The organism is Segatella baroniae B14 (genome assembly GCF_022024235.1).
In the GTDB taxonomy this organism is placed as follows: domain Bacteria; phylum Bacteroidota; class Bacteroidia; order Bacteroidales; family Bacteroidaceae; genus Prevotella; species Prevotella bryantii.
The window spans coordinates 269,583-284,637 of sequence record NZ_CP091799.1; the positions used below are offsets into that span (position 1 = coordinate 269,583).

Consider the following 15,055-nt stretch of genomic DNA (forward strand, 5'->3'; position numbering starts at 1 on the left):
GTAGGGAAAAGAGGGTAAGGTAACGTTTTGATGTTAGAATGAGGTAAAAATCGGCTTTTTGACGTTATTTAAGACAGCGAATTGCTTGTAATTGTAGGAAAATTGTAATTTTACGTGCAAAGTTTGCAAAAAGTATTGTATTAATAATCAGAATCATCCATCACTAGAATTCGTGAAACTATATATACATAAGATAATAAGTCTAATCATACTCTTTCTGTTAGTCACAAGCAAGATAACAGCAATGAGCAGCGACACCGTATATTATGAGTGCCGAGAGGAACTCTCGTTTGATACTATTCCATATATGGTAAAAGACCAAGCCTTTCTTGATGGACTTAACGAACTCCAGATGATGTTTGACGGTAAGAAACCTTATTCTCTGAAGAGAGCAGAGTTTATCGTTGAGTGGGCATATTCTGGTTATTATCATATGCCATTTCTTAGGAATCATAGAAGAAGTCAGCAAAAAGAATTTGGAAACACCTACCAATTTTACTTATGGAGATCAACAAGATGAAGTCATTATACAAATGCCTATTACTGATATTTATTGGTTCTTTTTTGTTATTTTTGAATCATTATTTTTTTTCATATAGTAGGAGGATTGGCAACACCCGCTTTTATCTTGTGAAAACGATAGCAGATTCAAAAGACGGAAAGCCATTAGTAGGTTTGTATTATAAACCAATTGCAACTTCTGGTTATTGTGGTGAGAATACTCCAGGTTTCCCAAAGACTATCTATTGGAATGACAGATATGTTATCTCGAAAAATTTTGATGGTAACAGTCCTGAAATCATTGAGTATGTAATTATCAATTTGGATAGTATTGAGCCAAATTATGGTGAGATGAACAATATTCATAGATTTCGAGATAAAGAAGAGTACTATACATATTTGAAACAATTAAAAATATCAGAAGCGGATATGAATCAAACAGACAATCATATTGCATGGTGGGAAACACTATTTTGAGAAAACTACTAAGCAGAGACTTTTACTTTGCAAACAAAGTTTGCAGAGTGTTTTTGAGGGCTATAGTTCTATAGATTACATGAAACATTTACAGTTAACGATTGTGAGACCTAAGTCGAGCAATTTATTGTAAAACCCAAAATAGGAAATATGACATAGAAAGAGATTTTTCTGCCGTAAAAACGCGTTTATCGTTGCCATGAGCGTGTAAAAACGTGCAGAACGTGTCGCAAAAGAGTCGCCAGAAGTTTACAATAACTCTGCAACTCGCTGATAATCAACACCTGTTAGCCACCGCGCAGGCAGCAGTAGAAGAATAATCGAAAGATGCTGAAAATTAGCGAATTACGAGGCAAGTGCTAGGAAAACAGGTACTTGCCTCGCTTCTTTTTTGCTATTGTTGTATAGTGTCGATTAGCTCGGAAAGGTAGAGAAAAAGAGGGTAAGGTAACGTTTTGATGTTAGAATGAGGTAAAAATCGGCTTTTTGACATTATTTAAGACGGCGACTTGCTTGTAATTGTAGGAAAATTGTAATTTTACGTGCAAAGTTTGCAAAAAGTATTGTATTAATAATCAGAATAGATAGTCCTGGTTATTCCCAGCAAACAGATGAGGAATATAAACAGAGTGTGGAAAAAGCATTGAAGGATATTGAAAACGAAGCCAAAGAATAACGAATATGAGAAAAGTTAATCCATTGGAACCACAAAAGATTATCACAATGATGATCTTTCTTATGAGCATATGCACAAAAGTATATGCCCAAAGCCCATACGCTATGTTTGGCGATAACTCTAAAATGCTCGAGGCAAATAGGGAGTCTGTTCCAAGCATATATCGTGTAGGAGTACAATCAACTAATGGCGTAAACCTTTATGCGGACTTTGACATGAATAAAGGTCTGGCAACATTGTATGATACAGAAGGTAACATACTCCGACAAGACAGTATCGGTGAAAATACGAAGGCGATCAATTTTACATATGGAAATCAAAAAAGTAATAATATTGTTAATTGTAGTATTTATTCTTTTCTCACTATTTCTTTTTAGCGACATTTCTCAATACAAACAAATAGGTAATACTCACTTTTACTTACTTCCGAACGAGATGGGAATAGAATCGTTTCTTTATCATGACGGAGGAGAAAAAGGCATATTTTATCCCATCAATCATAACGGATCAGTTCATGATGTCTATTGGAATCAAAAATATATTATTATCAAATGTAGCGAACAGAAAAAAGAAAACTGGTACTTAATGAGAAATATAAAAGACTATAATTATCCTAAATTTATGATTCAGCATTTTTTGAACGAAAATGATTATAAAAGAGTTCTAGATTCGTTGGGGATATCTGAAACAAATATGGAGTATACAGATGGAACTATTCCGTGGAGTTTGCACCTAAAATAGAGTATAAAAGATCTACCAATAATAACGTTAGGATAAACATTAATGCTATGGGAAATATAAATCAGCGCTCCTGTGGAATTGCCCATGAATTCGGACATGTAATTCTATTTTTAAAAGGACAGCCACATAGCCATTCCAATAACGCGGACTATATATATGGTAGACAATGGAACGTAATGAGACGATTGGGATATGACTATTTGGAATCACCAACAGGTACAGTTTTTAGGTAATAATGGCATGAAAAAAGTATTGTGTTTTCTTGCATTTATTATACTATGGCAACTTGAAATATATTGCCAGAATAACGAGGATGTTTTTGATGAATTCGGGTGTGTTTATACTCAAGTAAACGATTCTACAATATCGTATTGTACAAAGAAAGGAAAAAAGCATGATGTAAAATTAAAACAGATTACATTTGTAGATGGGGAAAATGTATTGGTGGACTACTTAAAGAAAGAGTATTATAAGCCTGGACCTGGTGATGATGATTACCCTTATAGGGCGTTTTTCTTCATTCTTTTTGACTCCAGATTAAAAATCAAAGAAGTTAGAGGCTGTGTATTACCATTTAATCAATATACAGAATCCAAGAAGAAACGTGTTAAACAGTATATTACAGGACTACAAAAGACAAAGAACAGATGGAAGAAAGAATCAATACAAAAGTGGTATGTATATTCTTTTAGTTTTGTTACAGATTAATACAAGCAGAGTGTGGAAAAAGCAAAGCCTTATACATAAAATCCATGCTCCCAAAAGGATTTAAGTTAGCACGTGAATTTATGAGTCACAATGAGAAAGTTTATGAATATAACGGGAAATACTATTCCTTTGACAATACATCACACAATGGTGGTGTTTGGAAGGTATTCGTCAAGAATGGTGGTAAGCTTCATAGAATAGGAACAGCTGATAAGAATTTAAATATTTTCAAGAAATAGTTATGAACTACAATACACTTGACTATAGTTTCGTACAAAAAGTTATATATAGGAAAGTACGAAGAAATATTGCATGGGCTGAGTATGACCTGCAGTGGATATCATTCAATAGAAAGATTGATTTCGCACTTAATAGATTGAAAGAGTTTTCTTTTTCTAGATTAAAGGTAATAATATTATTTTGGGAAGAATACGAAGTGATTCAGAAAATACTCAGAAAGAATCGAATTTCCAACTATTCGCTTATAAGAAACTATAAGAGAGGATGTAAAAAACCAGGTCTACTAGAAATCTATTTTGATGAATGTCTTGATGTGAACCTTTTCCGTACTTTGATAAAGAAACACTACGGTTATGAACTGGGCAAAGCTGATAGTCTTAGTCTTGATATGATTTTTATCTTCGAGAATGATAAGGATGTAGCTATTTGTCATTTATATGATGATCGAGGTTTCCATATTTTTTATTTGAACCTGTGAATCACGGATTTTTAGGTATTTTTTTATCATATTCTTGGGATTGGATACTTAAATCATTCGAATGGAGTAGTGGACATTCTATAACGAATTTTATACAATATGTACAGTCATTACTAGCAGGTAAATACAAAGTTGTGAATGGACAAATAGTACCGCAATGATCCGGTATAAATATTATATTGTATCTTATCACAAATATCGAATGAAACGATTTTTTTTTATTCTACTTTTTTCAGATGTAATTGCATGTGTCCTGCTATATTTTCTGACAGGAACTTTTATGGATACTCTGACAATGCTTCTTACCTCGGTATTCATTTGTTTTGCTGGTGTCGCATTATCTTGTATTTTCAATCTAGTGAAGCCCTTAAAAAGGTTTGCATTCCCCATGTTGCTTAATTCAATGATATTGCCTTTTCTTATATATGTTAATTTTGAGATATCAAGTAGTTGCCAACTCCATAACCACTATGTTATGTACGATTTTGACACTCCTAATGGAGAATATCAAATTTATATACATAAAGATACTAATGTATTCAATATAAATAGAATTTTTGACGGAGGAAGTGAAGGAGTCGTCCATGGAACATATATCAGATTATGTGGCAACAAATATAAATTGTCTGTTTCTCATGCAAGTTCATACAACGACAAATATAATGAGTTGCTTATCAAAAACGATTCAATCCATGGATTCAATGGTTCATCGTATCCTTTAGTTCATGAATAATAGTGAAAAAATCATGTACAAAATACAAGTTTGTTATAATGGTCAGTAGAATGATATGTGGGATGCATAGAAAGATGTGGCTTTGTTCCAAACAAAGGGAGAATGCAACTATTCTTTTTTTGTTGAAGGTATGAAATTGAGATGCTTCTTTAGTCATATTTGGGGCTATAACACCACAAAAAATAAGAAACGCAATTTGTTAGTGATAAATGATTGTAAGATTTTATGTTGAGCAATTTTGTATAAAACAAATATTGAACAATAACATTGGATGGAAAAGTTCTGCTGTAAAATCACGTTTCGAACGTGCAGAATAGGCAGAATGAGTCTAAAAAAGAGGTGACAGTACTTTACATAACTCTGTAAAAAACTGATACTCAGTATCCGTTAGCCGATGCCAAGGCTGCTATATTGGAGACAAATACGTCGCGTAATAAGCGAAATTTTGTAGTTTTATTTGACGGTTCGTTTTTTTTTAGTATATTGCAACAGAAATTTTAAATTAATCGTAATTTGTATTATGAAGAGAGTCCTTTTATTCATTCAATATTTGATTTTGGCAATTACCGTTAATGCAACAGGCCAAGATGGTGACATAATATATATAGATGGTACCCGTTGGGAGTTGTTAGGCAGACCAATATGTGTAGACTCTCTGTTATACCACGATTTAAGAGCTGTGTTACCCTCAGAACGATCCATATTGACATCCAACTGGGATGGATTTACTGGCTATTGGAGTATCAAGCAAAATGTGCTATATCTAGACAGCATTCGAACTGTGCACTCTGACTCTGATACCAAGGATTACATGGGCAGTTGCATTCCAGCTGCCACCTTATTTCGTGTGTTCAAGAAGCATGTTGCAGGAGATTGTATTGTGGGCAGTTGGCTGACGAAAAATATTCGCGTGGCTAAAGGTAAAGTGATTAACTATCAGCATATAGGTTTTGAGCGGAACTATGAAGACGAACAAATTATTAGCATTGACAAAGGAGTAGTTACCGGAAAGAAGGTATATCACAATTACGTCATAGATGGTTTTTCTTTTGATAAAGTTAAGGACAATGCTGAATTACGAAGGTTATTTCCGATACACGTTGAACAATACCCTGAACTGGCAAATGCTAAGCGCATCGTGTTCTGTATCAATAAGGCTCGCGTAAATAGTCAAGGGAATCTTGTAGAATGTGAAGTAAAAGTTCTTAACCCCAGCGATAATCAGCAACTTGGAACTGAAATGGAAGGTCTGTTGAAGGCATATCATCCTTGGAAAGTTTCATTTATCAATGGCGAATTCCGTGCTGTTGGAATTGATGGTTGGAGTTTCCCATATCTGTTAGACAAATAAAATCTCTCATGTTTTTTCGTGACTATGAAAATGTGTAAAAGTGTGCAGAATGAGTCGGATTTGAAGTGCAAGTACTTTACACATAGGTACTTTTTTTTAAAAAAGTCATTTAATATAGCTTTTTATTAAGTTTGAAAAAAGTTGTTTTGTAAAAAAATATATATAATGAGCGTAAAGTAATTATAAATTGTTATTTTTGATAGCAAATTAACGGTATATGTTTTAACGACAGTTGAAGAGATATCATAAAATAAAAATATCATGCAAAGATTAGGATTACTATTAATGTTATTGATGATAACATCACGATTTGCATTAGCTTTCGACACGAAAATAGATACCATAGTGGTCAACTATGATACTTGCCAAGTGCAACAAATTATAGTCACTATTTACAATAGTAATAGCGAAACCTTGTGGATATGGTATGACCCAAAAGACTATGGTAAAGATTATCGAAAGGCCATAAAGTATTATCTAATGAAGCGAAAGGGTGATTTCTCCATTTTTGATATCGGAACCGACCCTAATATGGTAGGGGAATGGTGGCGTCCTAGTGCAACAAAAGATTGTTTCATCAAATGCTTAGAGCCTTGTAAATCTTTCTCAATAATCCTTTACAAAGAAATAACTCCTTCACTTGACAATAGTGATTACAATTTTGTCATCAGCGGCATTAAGATTTTTAGTAATCAACAGATAAAGGAAACTTGTCCTGGAATTGTGGAGCCATATAGCGTAAAGCGGATTTCCTATCCATACGATATTATAGCACTTCCTATTAATCTGTGAACGATAAATAAATGAAAAGGATAATAACATCTAAATCGGAATTTAGTCTCAAAATGATAAAACGAAATGTATATAGAACAGGAAAATAAGTCGAAAGGACTGACTGCTCGTATTTTGGGAGAACAGCCTACGATACTCCAGAAAATCTTTATCTGGTTTATGCTTCTAACGCTGTTGTTGTGGCCAATAGGTTTCTATGTGTCCATATTTTTCTGGGATACATCAGGCCAATCTTCAATTGACGAGATTTGCCTTTGGGGTGCAACACTGACTATCAGGCTTTACCCTATCTATCTGTTCCCCTTAATAAGGTTGTGGTTTAAACTTTCCAAAAAAGTGGGAAAGTCATGGTTGTTTTATTTGTGCCCATTGATACCCATGGCAGTTTTCTTCCTATTTGTTGTAACACTTGCATCAAGTGCATACGTCGAAAGGAAACCTAAAGGTTGTGATTTTTCAACTTATAAACGCCTAAACGAAGCGTACGCAATAGACATTAATCATGTATATTGTGATTACGAAATATTAGAAGGGGCCGACCCAAGTACATTCAAAGTCCTGAACGAACATTATGCAACCGATATGCACCATGTATGGTTCAATGACAATATTATAGAGGGTGCAGAGCCTACCACTTTTGTTATACCAAATGGTGGCATTTCAAATCTTGCTCATGACGCACATGATTACTACATGGGGAACCAGCCTCTCCATGTAGCAGATATGGGTAGTTTCAGACAGATAGATGAGAATTGGGCTTTAGATAGTCTTTATGTCTATTATCTCGATGTTGATGTCCTTGCAGATAAAAAAGCGGTGTCTGTAGGAGATTCCCGCACGTTTAAGGCTTTAAATGGTTTCTATGCAGTTGATGCCAAGTGTGTCTATTACAAAAACAATATAGTAAAAGGAGCAGACCCAGCGTCTTTTGCTGTTTTGAAGGGGCAATATCGCTATGGTCAAGACAGACATCGTGTATATTACGAGGCTTACGGTTCGAAAATACGAAACTTCAACGCATTGAGGCACAAAAATATGGAAGATGGAATATATAATGCATTTCATACGGATGGAAAGACGGTATATAATCCAGAACTGATGGCCATGCCTGTAGGTACAGACTTTCTGACCATCCATAAGGTAGAACTATTTCGTAACTGGTATGCCGACAGTAAGCATGTTTACTATGAAAATCGTTTGCTGCCTGGAGCCAATCCAAAGACATTTGTGATATTTCCATCCCATTATGTAAATGCGGATTATGTATCAGACAATAATAAGAATGCCGATTATTCGCACGATGATAGCCATGTCTATTACCGTGATTCGTTGATGTCTGATGTTGATATTGCCTCATTTGTTTGTGGCTATGATTTTGTTGTTGAAAAATCATTTGCTTTCGACAAGAGCCGATATTATGAGGGAACCCCAAATCCACGAATCGAAAAATTGCGTCAAGGCAAATATCAGGTTGTCAAATAAGTAATTCCAAATCAGAGAAAAACATGAATATGACATAGAAAATACTATTATCAGCCGTTATTTTAGACGGCGAATTATCTGTATTTGCGGGAAAAATTGTAACTTAGCGTACAAAGTTTGCAAAAAGTATTGTGTATTTACAACAAGCAAAGCTATAATGAATTAAAACAAAAGGGATTTCGTTTGGAATTAAAAAAAAGAAAGGAAATTATATCATGAATAATCTATTGCTTAGTGCAGCTATTGGCGATATTAGTGGACAACCCTATGAATTTGATCATAGAACAAAAGTGTATGCTGAAGTAGATTTGCTTGGCTTTGATAATACCTACACAGATGATACCGTCTGCACTTTTGCTTGTGCAGAAGCACTTTTACATCATTTAGATATGGCTACAAATCTTAGATTAAGAGGGCGAGCTGATTGGTTCAGAGGATTTGGAGGACGTTTTGCGAAGTGGCTTATTGCAAAAGAAATTCAGCCATCCTACCATTCTTACGGTAACGGAAGTGGTATGAGAGTTTCTGCTGCCGGCTTTATGGCAAAAAGTGTAGAAGAGTGCATTGACTTGGCAACAAAGACTGCACTACCAACGCATGACCACCCAGAAGGTATCAAGGGAGCTGTTGCGACAGCCCTTGCCATTTATTATGGTATGCAAGGAAAAGATAAAGACTACATCAGACATCATGTCTTGGATGAATTTTACCCGAATTGGTCTGGTTTGACTTATGCAGGTATAAAGCCTGGCTATGGTTTTGATGAGACATGTCAGCAGACTATCCCTGCTGCGCTGATATGCTTCCTTGAAAGCAGTGATTATGTAGACTGTTTGAAACGAGCAATCGCTTTAGGTGGTGATGCTGATACCCTTGCTGCAATAGCTGGTCCGATGGCATATGCATTCTATCGTGAGATTCCCGAAGAACTTATCAAGAATGCTAAAGCGAAGCTACCGAAATGGATGTTAGAAATAAATGACGAATTGGATAATTATGTGAATTGTGGAGAGAGTTTTGTCCAATTGAGAGTACGTATATATAATGATACTGTTCGTCCTGATTATACTCCTGATGCAATATCCTCGTTGAAAGCAGATGAAGTGTTCGTCTTTGGAAGCAACCTTCATGGACATCATGGAGGTGGAGCTGCCAGAGCTGCCGTGAAGAAATTCGGAGCTATTTGGGGGCAAGGTGTAGGACTGCAAGGTCAAAGCTATGCGATACCAACCATGCAGGGTGGCGTAGAAACCATTAAGCCGTATGTTGACTTGTTTATAGACTTTGCCAAGGAACATACCGAATTGTTCTTTTATGTTACACGTATTGGTTGTGGTATTGCTGGTTTTAAAGATAGCGAAATAGCTCCGTTGTTCCAAGATGCTATAGATGTTGATAACATCTGTTTGCCAGAATCTTTTGTAAATATACTGAAAGATAATACTTCAAGATAGTTAACTTGAACTTCGAACTAAACTCTTGATGAGAAATCTTGTTATATGTATATTTGCACAAAATATTTTGTATAATATAATTTGCAAAATGAAATATAAAATATTGGTCAAATAGAGTATAGCTCCTATAAATAAAAAGCACAGATGAAAAAAATGTTTTCCTTAAATTTGCAACTTAGTTTACATAAAAAGTGAGTTTCTTTGATTTAATTTGTATTTTTGCTTATGTCTATTGTAGATTCGCTTATTTGGCTTTTGCAGTATTAAAATAGGTGGATTCTGCAATGTGGATAAATCCAAAATAACATTTTGTTATGCTCATGTGCTAATTATGAAAAATAGATATAAGTGTTGCTGAATTAAAGTTATTAAAAAAGGGTATATGCCTACAAAAATGGATTTATATATCAACGAGGCCAACGATTATGCCCGTGATATCGGGGCTCCTGTATGGCATCCGCATGTTTCGGTCATCCATTATGATGAACTGGGTGCGATTCGTCATACATTGAATCGTTATAATGTCTATGGACTATTCTTACAGAGTGAGTTTCCAGAGAACCTCACCTATGGTATTGGTCGATATCATGATGCTGGTGGCTCATTATTGGCACTCTCGCCTGGGCAGATTGGTGGTAAGCACGATGATGGAACGAGGCGGCAGTACAATGGGTGGGTTCTACTGTTTGATACCCACTTCATTCAAGGTTCAGAGATAGAGCGCAGATTAGCAGATTATCATTTCTTCTCTTATAATGCCAACGAGGCCTTATTTCTAACAGAACAAGAAAAGAATGTGTTGTCAGGTTTGATGGCTAATGTGAGAGAGGAACTAAAGGCGCATGGAAACGACGATGTCCATGATGACATTATTCGCGATTATATACTCTTAATTCTCGACTATTGCCGACGTTTTTACATCCGTCAGTTCAAGGAGATGACTACAGAGGGAGGTGATATCCTCAGTCGATTTCAGCAGGTGCTCATCAATTATTACGACACGGGTAGGCAATTGAAGGATGGACTCCCAAGTGTGAGATACTGTGCCAGTCAACTGTGCCTTTCTGCAGGCTATTTTGGTGACATCGTACGTGAGGCTCTGGGTGAGAGTCCTAAGGACTATATTCACGGCTTCATAGTGATGAAGGCTAAGAATCTTCTTCTCAGTGGTATGCAAGTAACACAGGTGTCAGAGCAGTTGGGTTTTGAATATCCCACCCATTTCACCCGTTTGTTTAAACAGATGACAGGGCAGACGCCTTCGCAGTTTTATGCTGAGCAACGAAAAAAATAACGATACCTTAATTTGGGTAAATATATCCGCAATCCGTATAACAGGGTTGCGTTTTTTTCGTTGTACATTTGCATTATAATTAAATGAATAGATAATGAACGGCTCAAGAAAAATAATCTTGGGCTGATGAACGAGGGAAGTATGCTATTCGACCATGGCGTCAATGGACGAATTGAATATTCCACCATCGACGAACTAAAATCGTTTCTGAAAGGCGGACAGGGGCGCATCAGTATAAAACTATATGTACTTGAAACTACTGGCGTTAAGAATGTCTCTGTAGCAGACCAAAAAGGGAAACGATATGCGCTGAATGGTGCAGAGGTGAAACAGGTGCCTGCAAGGGGAATGTATATCAACAATGGAAAAAAATATATCAAATGAAAAAGATAATGATGGTATTAATGCTGCTTAGCGGGATGCAGGCAGCTTGCATTGGCAAAAATCAAACTACAGTTAACTGTATGAAACAAAAATTGGCATTAACACAAAAGTGGGACAAGGTTTTTCCCTTGAGTGAGAACGTGAATCATAAAAAGGTGATATTTGAGACTCAGTATGGATTAATCTTGGCAGCAGACCTTTATACGCCTAAAGGTGTTGAGGGTAAATTGGCAGCTATCGCTGTTAGTGGTCCCTTTGGAGCTACAAAGGAGCAGTCTAGCGGACTTTATGCCATGAAGATGGCAGAGCGCGGTTTCGTGGCTTTAGCTTTTGACCCTTCCTATACAGGGGAGAGTAGCGGCGAACCTCGTCGTACAGCATCCCCAGATATCAATACAGAAGACTTTATGGCGGCTGTTGATTTCCTTTCAAAACAGGATTTTGTTGATGCTGATCGTATAGGCGTTATAGGTATCTGTGGTTGGGGAGGTATTGCCCTCAATGCTGCAGCAGCGGATACACGTATTAAGGCTACAGTGGTTAGCACCATGTATGACTTGTCTCGTACTGCGGGCAATGGCTATTTCGATAGCGAGGACAAAGAAGAGACACGTAACAATATGCGCGAGACGGTGAGCCGACAGCGTCTTATTGACCCTATGGCAATGGCTGGGGGGGTGGTAAATCCTCTACCGAAGGACGCTCCCCAGTTTGTGAAAGATTACTACGACTATTATATTACGCCACGTGGCTATCACAAGCGTAGCGGTAACTCAAATGATGGTTGGCGTGCCATAGGTATCCAAGCTTACTCGAATGCTCGTTTCCTCTATTATATTAATGAGATTCGTTCTGCCGTCCTCGTGATGCATGGTGAGAAAGCTCATTCTCGTTATATGGGCGAGGCTGCTTACCATTATATGGTGGATGGCAAGGCTGAGGGGTACAAGGTGGTAGGTAAGCCTAATCCTAACCCTAATAATAAAGAATTGCTTATTGTTCCTGGTGCCTCTCATTGTGATCTCTATGATGGTGGCTATACCGATTTGGAGGGTAAGGGTAAACCAAAAAATCTTATTCCTTGGGATAAATTGGCCTCCTTTTTTACCAAGAATTTAAAGTGATACGATACGAATTTAGGACTGACTATTTGGTATCTTGTTGCTACATTTTACCCTTTTTTCCAACAACCCCATAGCTAATGATAGGTTAAAACTTACATTTGAGCTGACTAACATTATGCTTTCATAGCATAAACACTATGTTTTTACTCCATAAACATAATGTTTTTACCCCACAAACATTATGTTTATGCTATGCTTTTGTTAGATTAATAAATGGATGATAGGTAATTAGTTGATAGTCAGATAGATATGGCTTGTTATAAAAAATCCATATTTGAAGCATTCTAGCATTGCAATAACAAATACGCAAAATACAAGACGGTTCATGTCAATAAAATATCATTGATTTATAAGAAAAGTTTGTAAGTTTATAGATAATTCTGTAAATTTGCTATCTAAATAATCAATTAAAGTATGTTTATGAAGAAACTGTTTGTATTATTATATGTGTTAATGAACACTCTTTTTGTTTCTGCACAGAGTATTCGTGGCTTTTGGCTGAATATGCCAGATAATCAGATGCCTCATTTTAATAAAAATCTACGTCAGGAATTTCTGGATTTTAAGGATATGAAATTAAAAGCGAGTGTAGATAATTTATTTCATGGCGAAAGTCATATGGACAGTTTGACTTCTGATTATTTACTTCTTCAAGTAGATACTTCAACGACAGTAGAAATGAAGGTTCTTCCTTATCAGTCCGATTCAATCTTGTGTATGGTAACTACTTATTCTGGACCAGCACAAGATAGTAAGGTAGAGTTTTATGATTATTCGTGGAATAGAATTTCTTTAGAAAAGCCATTTGGTGGTTATGATTTACAAGAGATTCCAATGTCGCTCTTTAGTAAACCAGATACAATGAGTCAAAGTACTTATTCTGAGTTGACGAAAAAGATAGAACCACTTATGTGTTATGCTAAACTATCTCCTTCAGATTATACAATTTCCTTTAGTCTCTCTTTGCCTATGATGAAACAGGAGGATAAAAAGGGCTTAGAAGCAATTATATTGCAAAGAAAATTTAAATGGACTGGCAAAATGTTTAACTAATGTTATAACAATACATTTTTTTATCGAAAATGTTTGCAAGATAAGAAAAATATCGTAAATTTGCATCGTGTTTTTCATGGTATTAGATTATTAAGGTTAATAAAGATTGGTTGTCGTGAGACAATCAATTTTTTTTTGTGTATAATCAACTTCAATTTTTGAACACTAAAAAAAGTTTCATTTTTTTTGTTTTGTCTTCAATTTGCAGTATCTTTGCATGGTATATGCAAATAAAAAAATAAAATGAATTTAAAATTTCGCCTTGCCCTAATGAACTTCCTAGAATTTGCAGTTTGGGGTGCGTATCTTACTTGTATGGGTAATTACCTTGGAACTGTAGGTCTTGGAGATAAAATATCTTGGTTCTATTCTATTCAGGGTCTAGTATCAATTTTTATGCCTACTATCATGGGTATTGTTGCAGATAAATGGATACAACCACAACGACTTTTGGGATTGTGTCATTTATTTGCGGGTTTCTTTATGTTGTGTTTATGGTTTATTGGTTGGCAAACATTAGAAGGACAAGAAATAGCAAATAAGAGCCTTTTTATTGCCATTTATACGCTGAGTGTCGCTTTTTATATGCCTACATTAGCGTTATCTAATACAGCAGCATTCTCTATCCTGAAGAGTCATGGCTTAGATACGGTATCAGATTTCCCTCCTATTCGTGTATTAGGAACTATTGGTTTTATTGTAACCATGTGGTTTGTTAATTGTGCTGTTTGGGATGGTCATGGACTTTCTTTTACTTTTGCTGAAAACGCCTTTAAATTTCAATATACTTATAATCAATTTCTTGTTTCTGGTATATTGAGTGTTGTATTGTTTATTTATTGTTATTCTCTTCCAGTTTGTCCTATCGTTAAGCGTGAAAAGAAACAGTCTCTTATGGAAGTTTTAGGCTTAGATGCTTTTAGCCTTTTTAAGTCTCGTAGAATGGCATTGTTTTTTGTTTTCTCGGCTTTGTTAGGTATGTCTCTGCAAGTAACAAACAGTTTTGCAGGACCTTTTATAACAAGTTTTAAGGCTAGTATTGATCCTATCATATCATCCTCATTTGCAGCTAATAATGCTACATTGTTAACTTCAATTTCTCAGATTAGTGAGGCTCTTTGCATCTTGATGATTCCTTTCTTTTTGCGTCGATATGGAATCAAAACAGTTATGCTCATTTCTATGTTTGCATGGGTATTTCGATTCGGATTCTTTGGAATTGGTAATCCTACTATGCCAGGAGTTCTTCTCTTCATTCTCAGTTGTATTGTTTATGGTGTCGCTTTCGATTTCTTTAATGTATCGGGTGGCTTGTTTGTCGATCGTGAATGTAGTGAAGATATTAGGGCTTCAGCACAAGGTCTTTTTATGTTAATGACTAATGGTCTTGGAGCATCAATTGGTACAATTATCGCTGGTATGATTGTTAATTCTCATTGTCAGTGGACAGATAATGGATTCCTCGTGGGTGATTGGCAGTCTTGCTGGTTCATTTTTGCAGGGTATGCTCTTGTTGTAGCAGTTCTTTTTGCATTTATGTTCAGTTCTCCTAAGAAGCAATAGGCAT

17 protein-coding genes and 1 pseudogene are annotated in these 15,055 nt (G+C 35.9%); all 18 read left to right on the top strand.

Features of this window, described 5'->3' with window-relative positions:
- The first annotated feature begins 244 nt into the window (after positions 1–244).
- On the top strand, positions 245–520 hold the full coding sequence (locus tag L6469_RS01075) for a hypothetical protein (protein ID WP_006282522.1): 276 nt from the start codon (positions 245–247) through the stop codon (positions 518–520).
- Positions 521–630: 110 nt separating this feature from the next.
- Entirely contained in the window at positions 631–978 is a 348-nt protein-coding gene (locus tag L6469_RS01080; protein WP_223918701.1) for a hypothetical protein, read from the top strand.
- A gap of 681 nt (positions 979–1,659) precedes the next feature.
- Entirely contained in the window at positions 1,660–2,031 is a 372-nt protein-coding gene (locus L6469_RS01085) for a hypothetical protein (protein WP_039870443.1), read from the top strand.
- A 58-nt stretch (positions 2,032–2,089) separates the two neighbouring features.
- Positions 2,090–2,395, top strand: coding sequence for a hypothetical protein (locus tag L6469_RS01090; protein WP_006282519.1), 306 nt, complete (start codon positions 2,090–2,092; stop codon positions 2,393–2,395).
- 192 nt (positions 2,396–2,587) lie between these two features.
- Positions 2,588–3,103: a hypothetical protein gene (locus L6469_RS01095; protein WP_006282518.1), complete on the top strand. Its 516-nt coding sequence runs from the start codon at positions 2,588–2,590 to the stop codon at positions 3,101–3,103.
- Positions 3,104–3,147: 44 nt separating this feature from the next.
- Complete coding sequence (locus tag L6469_RS01100; RefSeq protein ID WP_006282517.1) at positions 3,148–3,342, top strand: toxin C-terminal domain-containing protein; 195 nt, start codon at positions 3,148–3,150, stop codon at positions 3,340–3,342.
- Between the two features lie 2 nt (positions 3,343–3,344).
- A complete protein-coding gene (locus L6469_RS01105) occupies positions 3,345–3,821 on the top strand; it encodes a hypothetical protein (protein ID WP_006282516.1) in 477 nt (158 codons plus the stop codon).
- A gap of 475 nt (positions 3,822–4,296) precedes the next feature.
- Positions 4,297–4,554: a hypothetical protein gene (locus L6469_RS01110; RefSeq protein ID WP_143067124.1), complete on the top strand. Its 258-nt coding sequence runs from the start codon at positions 4,297–4,299 to the stop codon at positions 4,552–4,554.
- 520 nt (positions 4,555–5,074) lie between these two features.
- A complete protein-coding gene (locus L6469_RS01115) occupies positions 5,075–5,905 on the top strand; it encodes a hypothetical protein (RefSeq protein WP_006282514.1) in 831 nt (276 codons plus the stop codon).
- Positions 5,906–6,166: 261 nt separating this feature from the next.
- On the top strand, positions 6,167–6,697 hold the full coding sequence (locus L6469_RS01120; protein WP_074802928.1) for a hypothetical protein: 531 nt from the start codon (positions 6,167–6,169) through the stop codon (positions 6,695–6,697).
- Positions 6,698–6,763: 66 nt separating this feature from the next.
- Complete coding sequence (locus tag L6469_RS01125) at positions 6,764–8,179, top strand: DKNYY domain-containing protein (protein WP_081456331.1); 1,416 nt, start codon at positions 6,764–6,766, stop codon at positions 8,177–8,179.
- Between the two features lie 215 nt (positions 8,180–8,394).
- Positions 8,395–9,090, top strand: a pseudogene (locus L6469_RS01130) (ADP-ribosylglycohydrolase family protein); the annotation flags it as partial.
- Positions 9,091–9,216: 126 nt separating this feature from the next.
- Positions 9,217–9,633, top strand: a complete 417-nt coding sequence (locus tag L6469_RS01135) for a hypothetical protein (RefSeq protein ID WP_039870466.1) — start codon at positions 9,217–9,219, stop codon at positions 9,631–9,633.
- Between the two features lie 394 nt (positions 9,634–10,027).
- Complete coding sequence (locus L6469_RS01140; RefSeq protein WP_027454089.1) at positions 10,028–10,927, top strand: AraC family transcriptional regulator; 900 nt, start codon at positions 10,028–10,030, stop codon at positions 10,925–10,927.
- A 126-nt stretch (positions 10,928–11,053) separates the two neighbouring features.
- Positions 11,054–11,311, top strand: a complete 258-nt coding sequence (locus tag L6469_RS01145; protein WP_039870431.1) for a hypothetical protein — start codon at positions 11,054–11,056, stop codon at positions 11,309–11,311.
- Positions 11,308–12,435 carry an alpha/beta hydrolase gene (locus L6469_RS01150; protein ID WP_006282509.1) on the top strand — a complete coding sequence of 376 codons (1,128 nt, stop codon included), beginning with the start codon at positions 11,308–11,310 and terminating at the stop codon, positions 12,433–12,435. The genes L6469_RS01145 and L6469_RS01150 overlap by 4 nt, the downstream gene beginning before the upstream one ends.
- Positions 12,436–12,855: 420 nt before the next feature.
- Positions 12,856–13,488, top strand: coding sequence for a DUF3256 family protein (locus L6469_RS01155; protein ID WP_036858292.1), 633 nt, complete (start codon positions 12,856–12,858; stop codon positions 13,486–13,488).
- A 243-nt stretch (positions 13,489–13,731) separates the two neighbouring features.
- A complete protein-coding gene (locus L6469_RS01160; protein ID WP_006282507.1) occupies positions 13,732–15,051 on the top strand; it encodes an MFS transporter in 1,320 nt (439 codons plus the stop codon).
- The last annotated feature ends 4 nt before the right edge of the window (positions 15,052–15,055 follow it).

What these genes read in the sequence shown, in the direction of transcription:
- L6469_RS01100 (WP_006282517.1), top strand. Translation starts at nt 3,148, where the DNA reads ATGCTCCCAAAAGGATTTAAGTTAGCACGTGAATTTATGAGTCACAAT.
- L6469_RS01105 (WP_006282516.1), top strand. Translation starts at nt 3,345, where the DNA reads ATGAACTACAATACACTTGACTATAGTTTCGTACAAAAAGTTATATAT.
- L6469_RS01160 (WP_006282507.1), top strand. Translation starts at nt 13,732, where the DNA reads ATGAATTTAAAATTTCGCCTTGCCCTAATGAACTTCCTAGAATTTGCA.
- L6469_RS01115 (WP_006282514.1), top strand. Translation starts at nt 5,075, where the DNA reads ATGAAGAGAGTCCTTTTATTCATTCAATATTTGATTTTGGCAATTACC.
- L6469_RS01155 (WP_036858292.1), top strand. Translation starts at nt 12,856, where the DNA reads ATGAAGAAACTGTTTGTATTATTATATGTGTTAATGAACACTCTTTTT.
- L6469_RS01120 (WP_074802928.1), top strand. Translation starts at nt 6,167, where the DNA reads ATGCAAAGATTAGGATTACTATTAATGTTATTGATGATAACATCACGA.
- L6469_RS01145 (WP_039870431.1), top strand. Translation starts at nt 11,054, where the DNA reads ATGAACGAGGGAAGTATGCTATTCGACCATGGCGTCAATGGACGAATT.
- L6469_RS01140 (WP_027454089.1), top strand. Translation starts at nt 10,028, where the DNA reads ATGGATTTATATATCAACGAGGCCAACGATTATGCCCGTGATATCGGG.
- L6469_RS01125 (WP_081456331.1), top strand. Translation starts at nt 6,764, where the DNA reads ATGTATATAGAACAGGAAAATAAGTCGAAAGGACTGACTGCTCGTATT.
- L6469_RS01150 (WP_006282509.1), top strand. Translation starts at nt 11,308, where the DNA reads ATGAAAAAGATAATGATGGTATTAATGCTGCTTAGCGGGATGCAGGCA.
- L6469_RS01075 (WP_006282522.1), top strand. Translation starts at nt 245, where the DNA reads ATGAGCAGCGACACCGTATATTATGAGTGCCGAGAGGAACTCTCGTTT.
- L6469_RS01090 (WP_006282519.1), top strand. Translation starts at nt 2,090, where the DNA reads ATGGGAATAGAATCGTTTCTTTATCATGACGGAGGAGAAAAAGGCATA.
- L6469_RS01085 (WP_039870443.1), top strand. Translation starts at nt 1,660, where the DNA reads ATGAGAAAAGTTAATCCATTGGAACCACAAAAGATTATCACAATGATG.
- L6469_RS01095 (WP_006282518.1), top strand. Translation starts at nt 2,588, where the DNA reads ATGACTATTTGGAATCACCAACAGGTACAGTTTTTAGGTAATAATGGC.
- L6469_RS01110 (WP_143067124.1), top strand. Translation starts at nt 4,297, where the DNA reads ATGTACGATTTTGACACTCCTAATGGAGAATATCAAATTTATATACAT.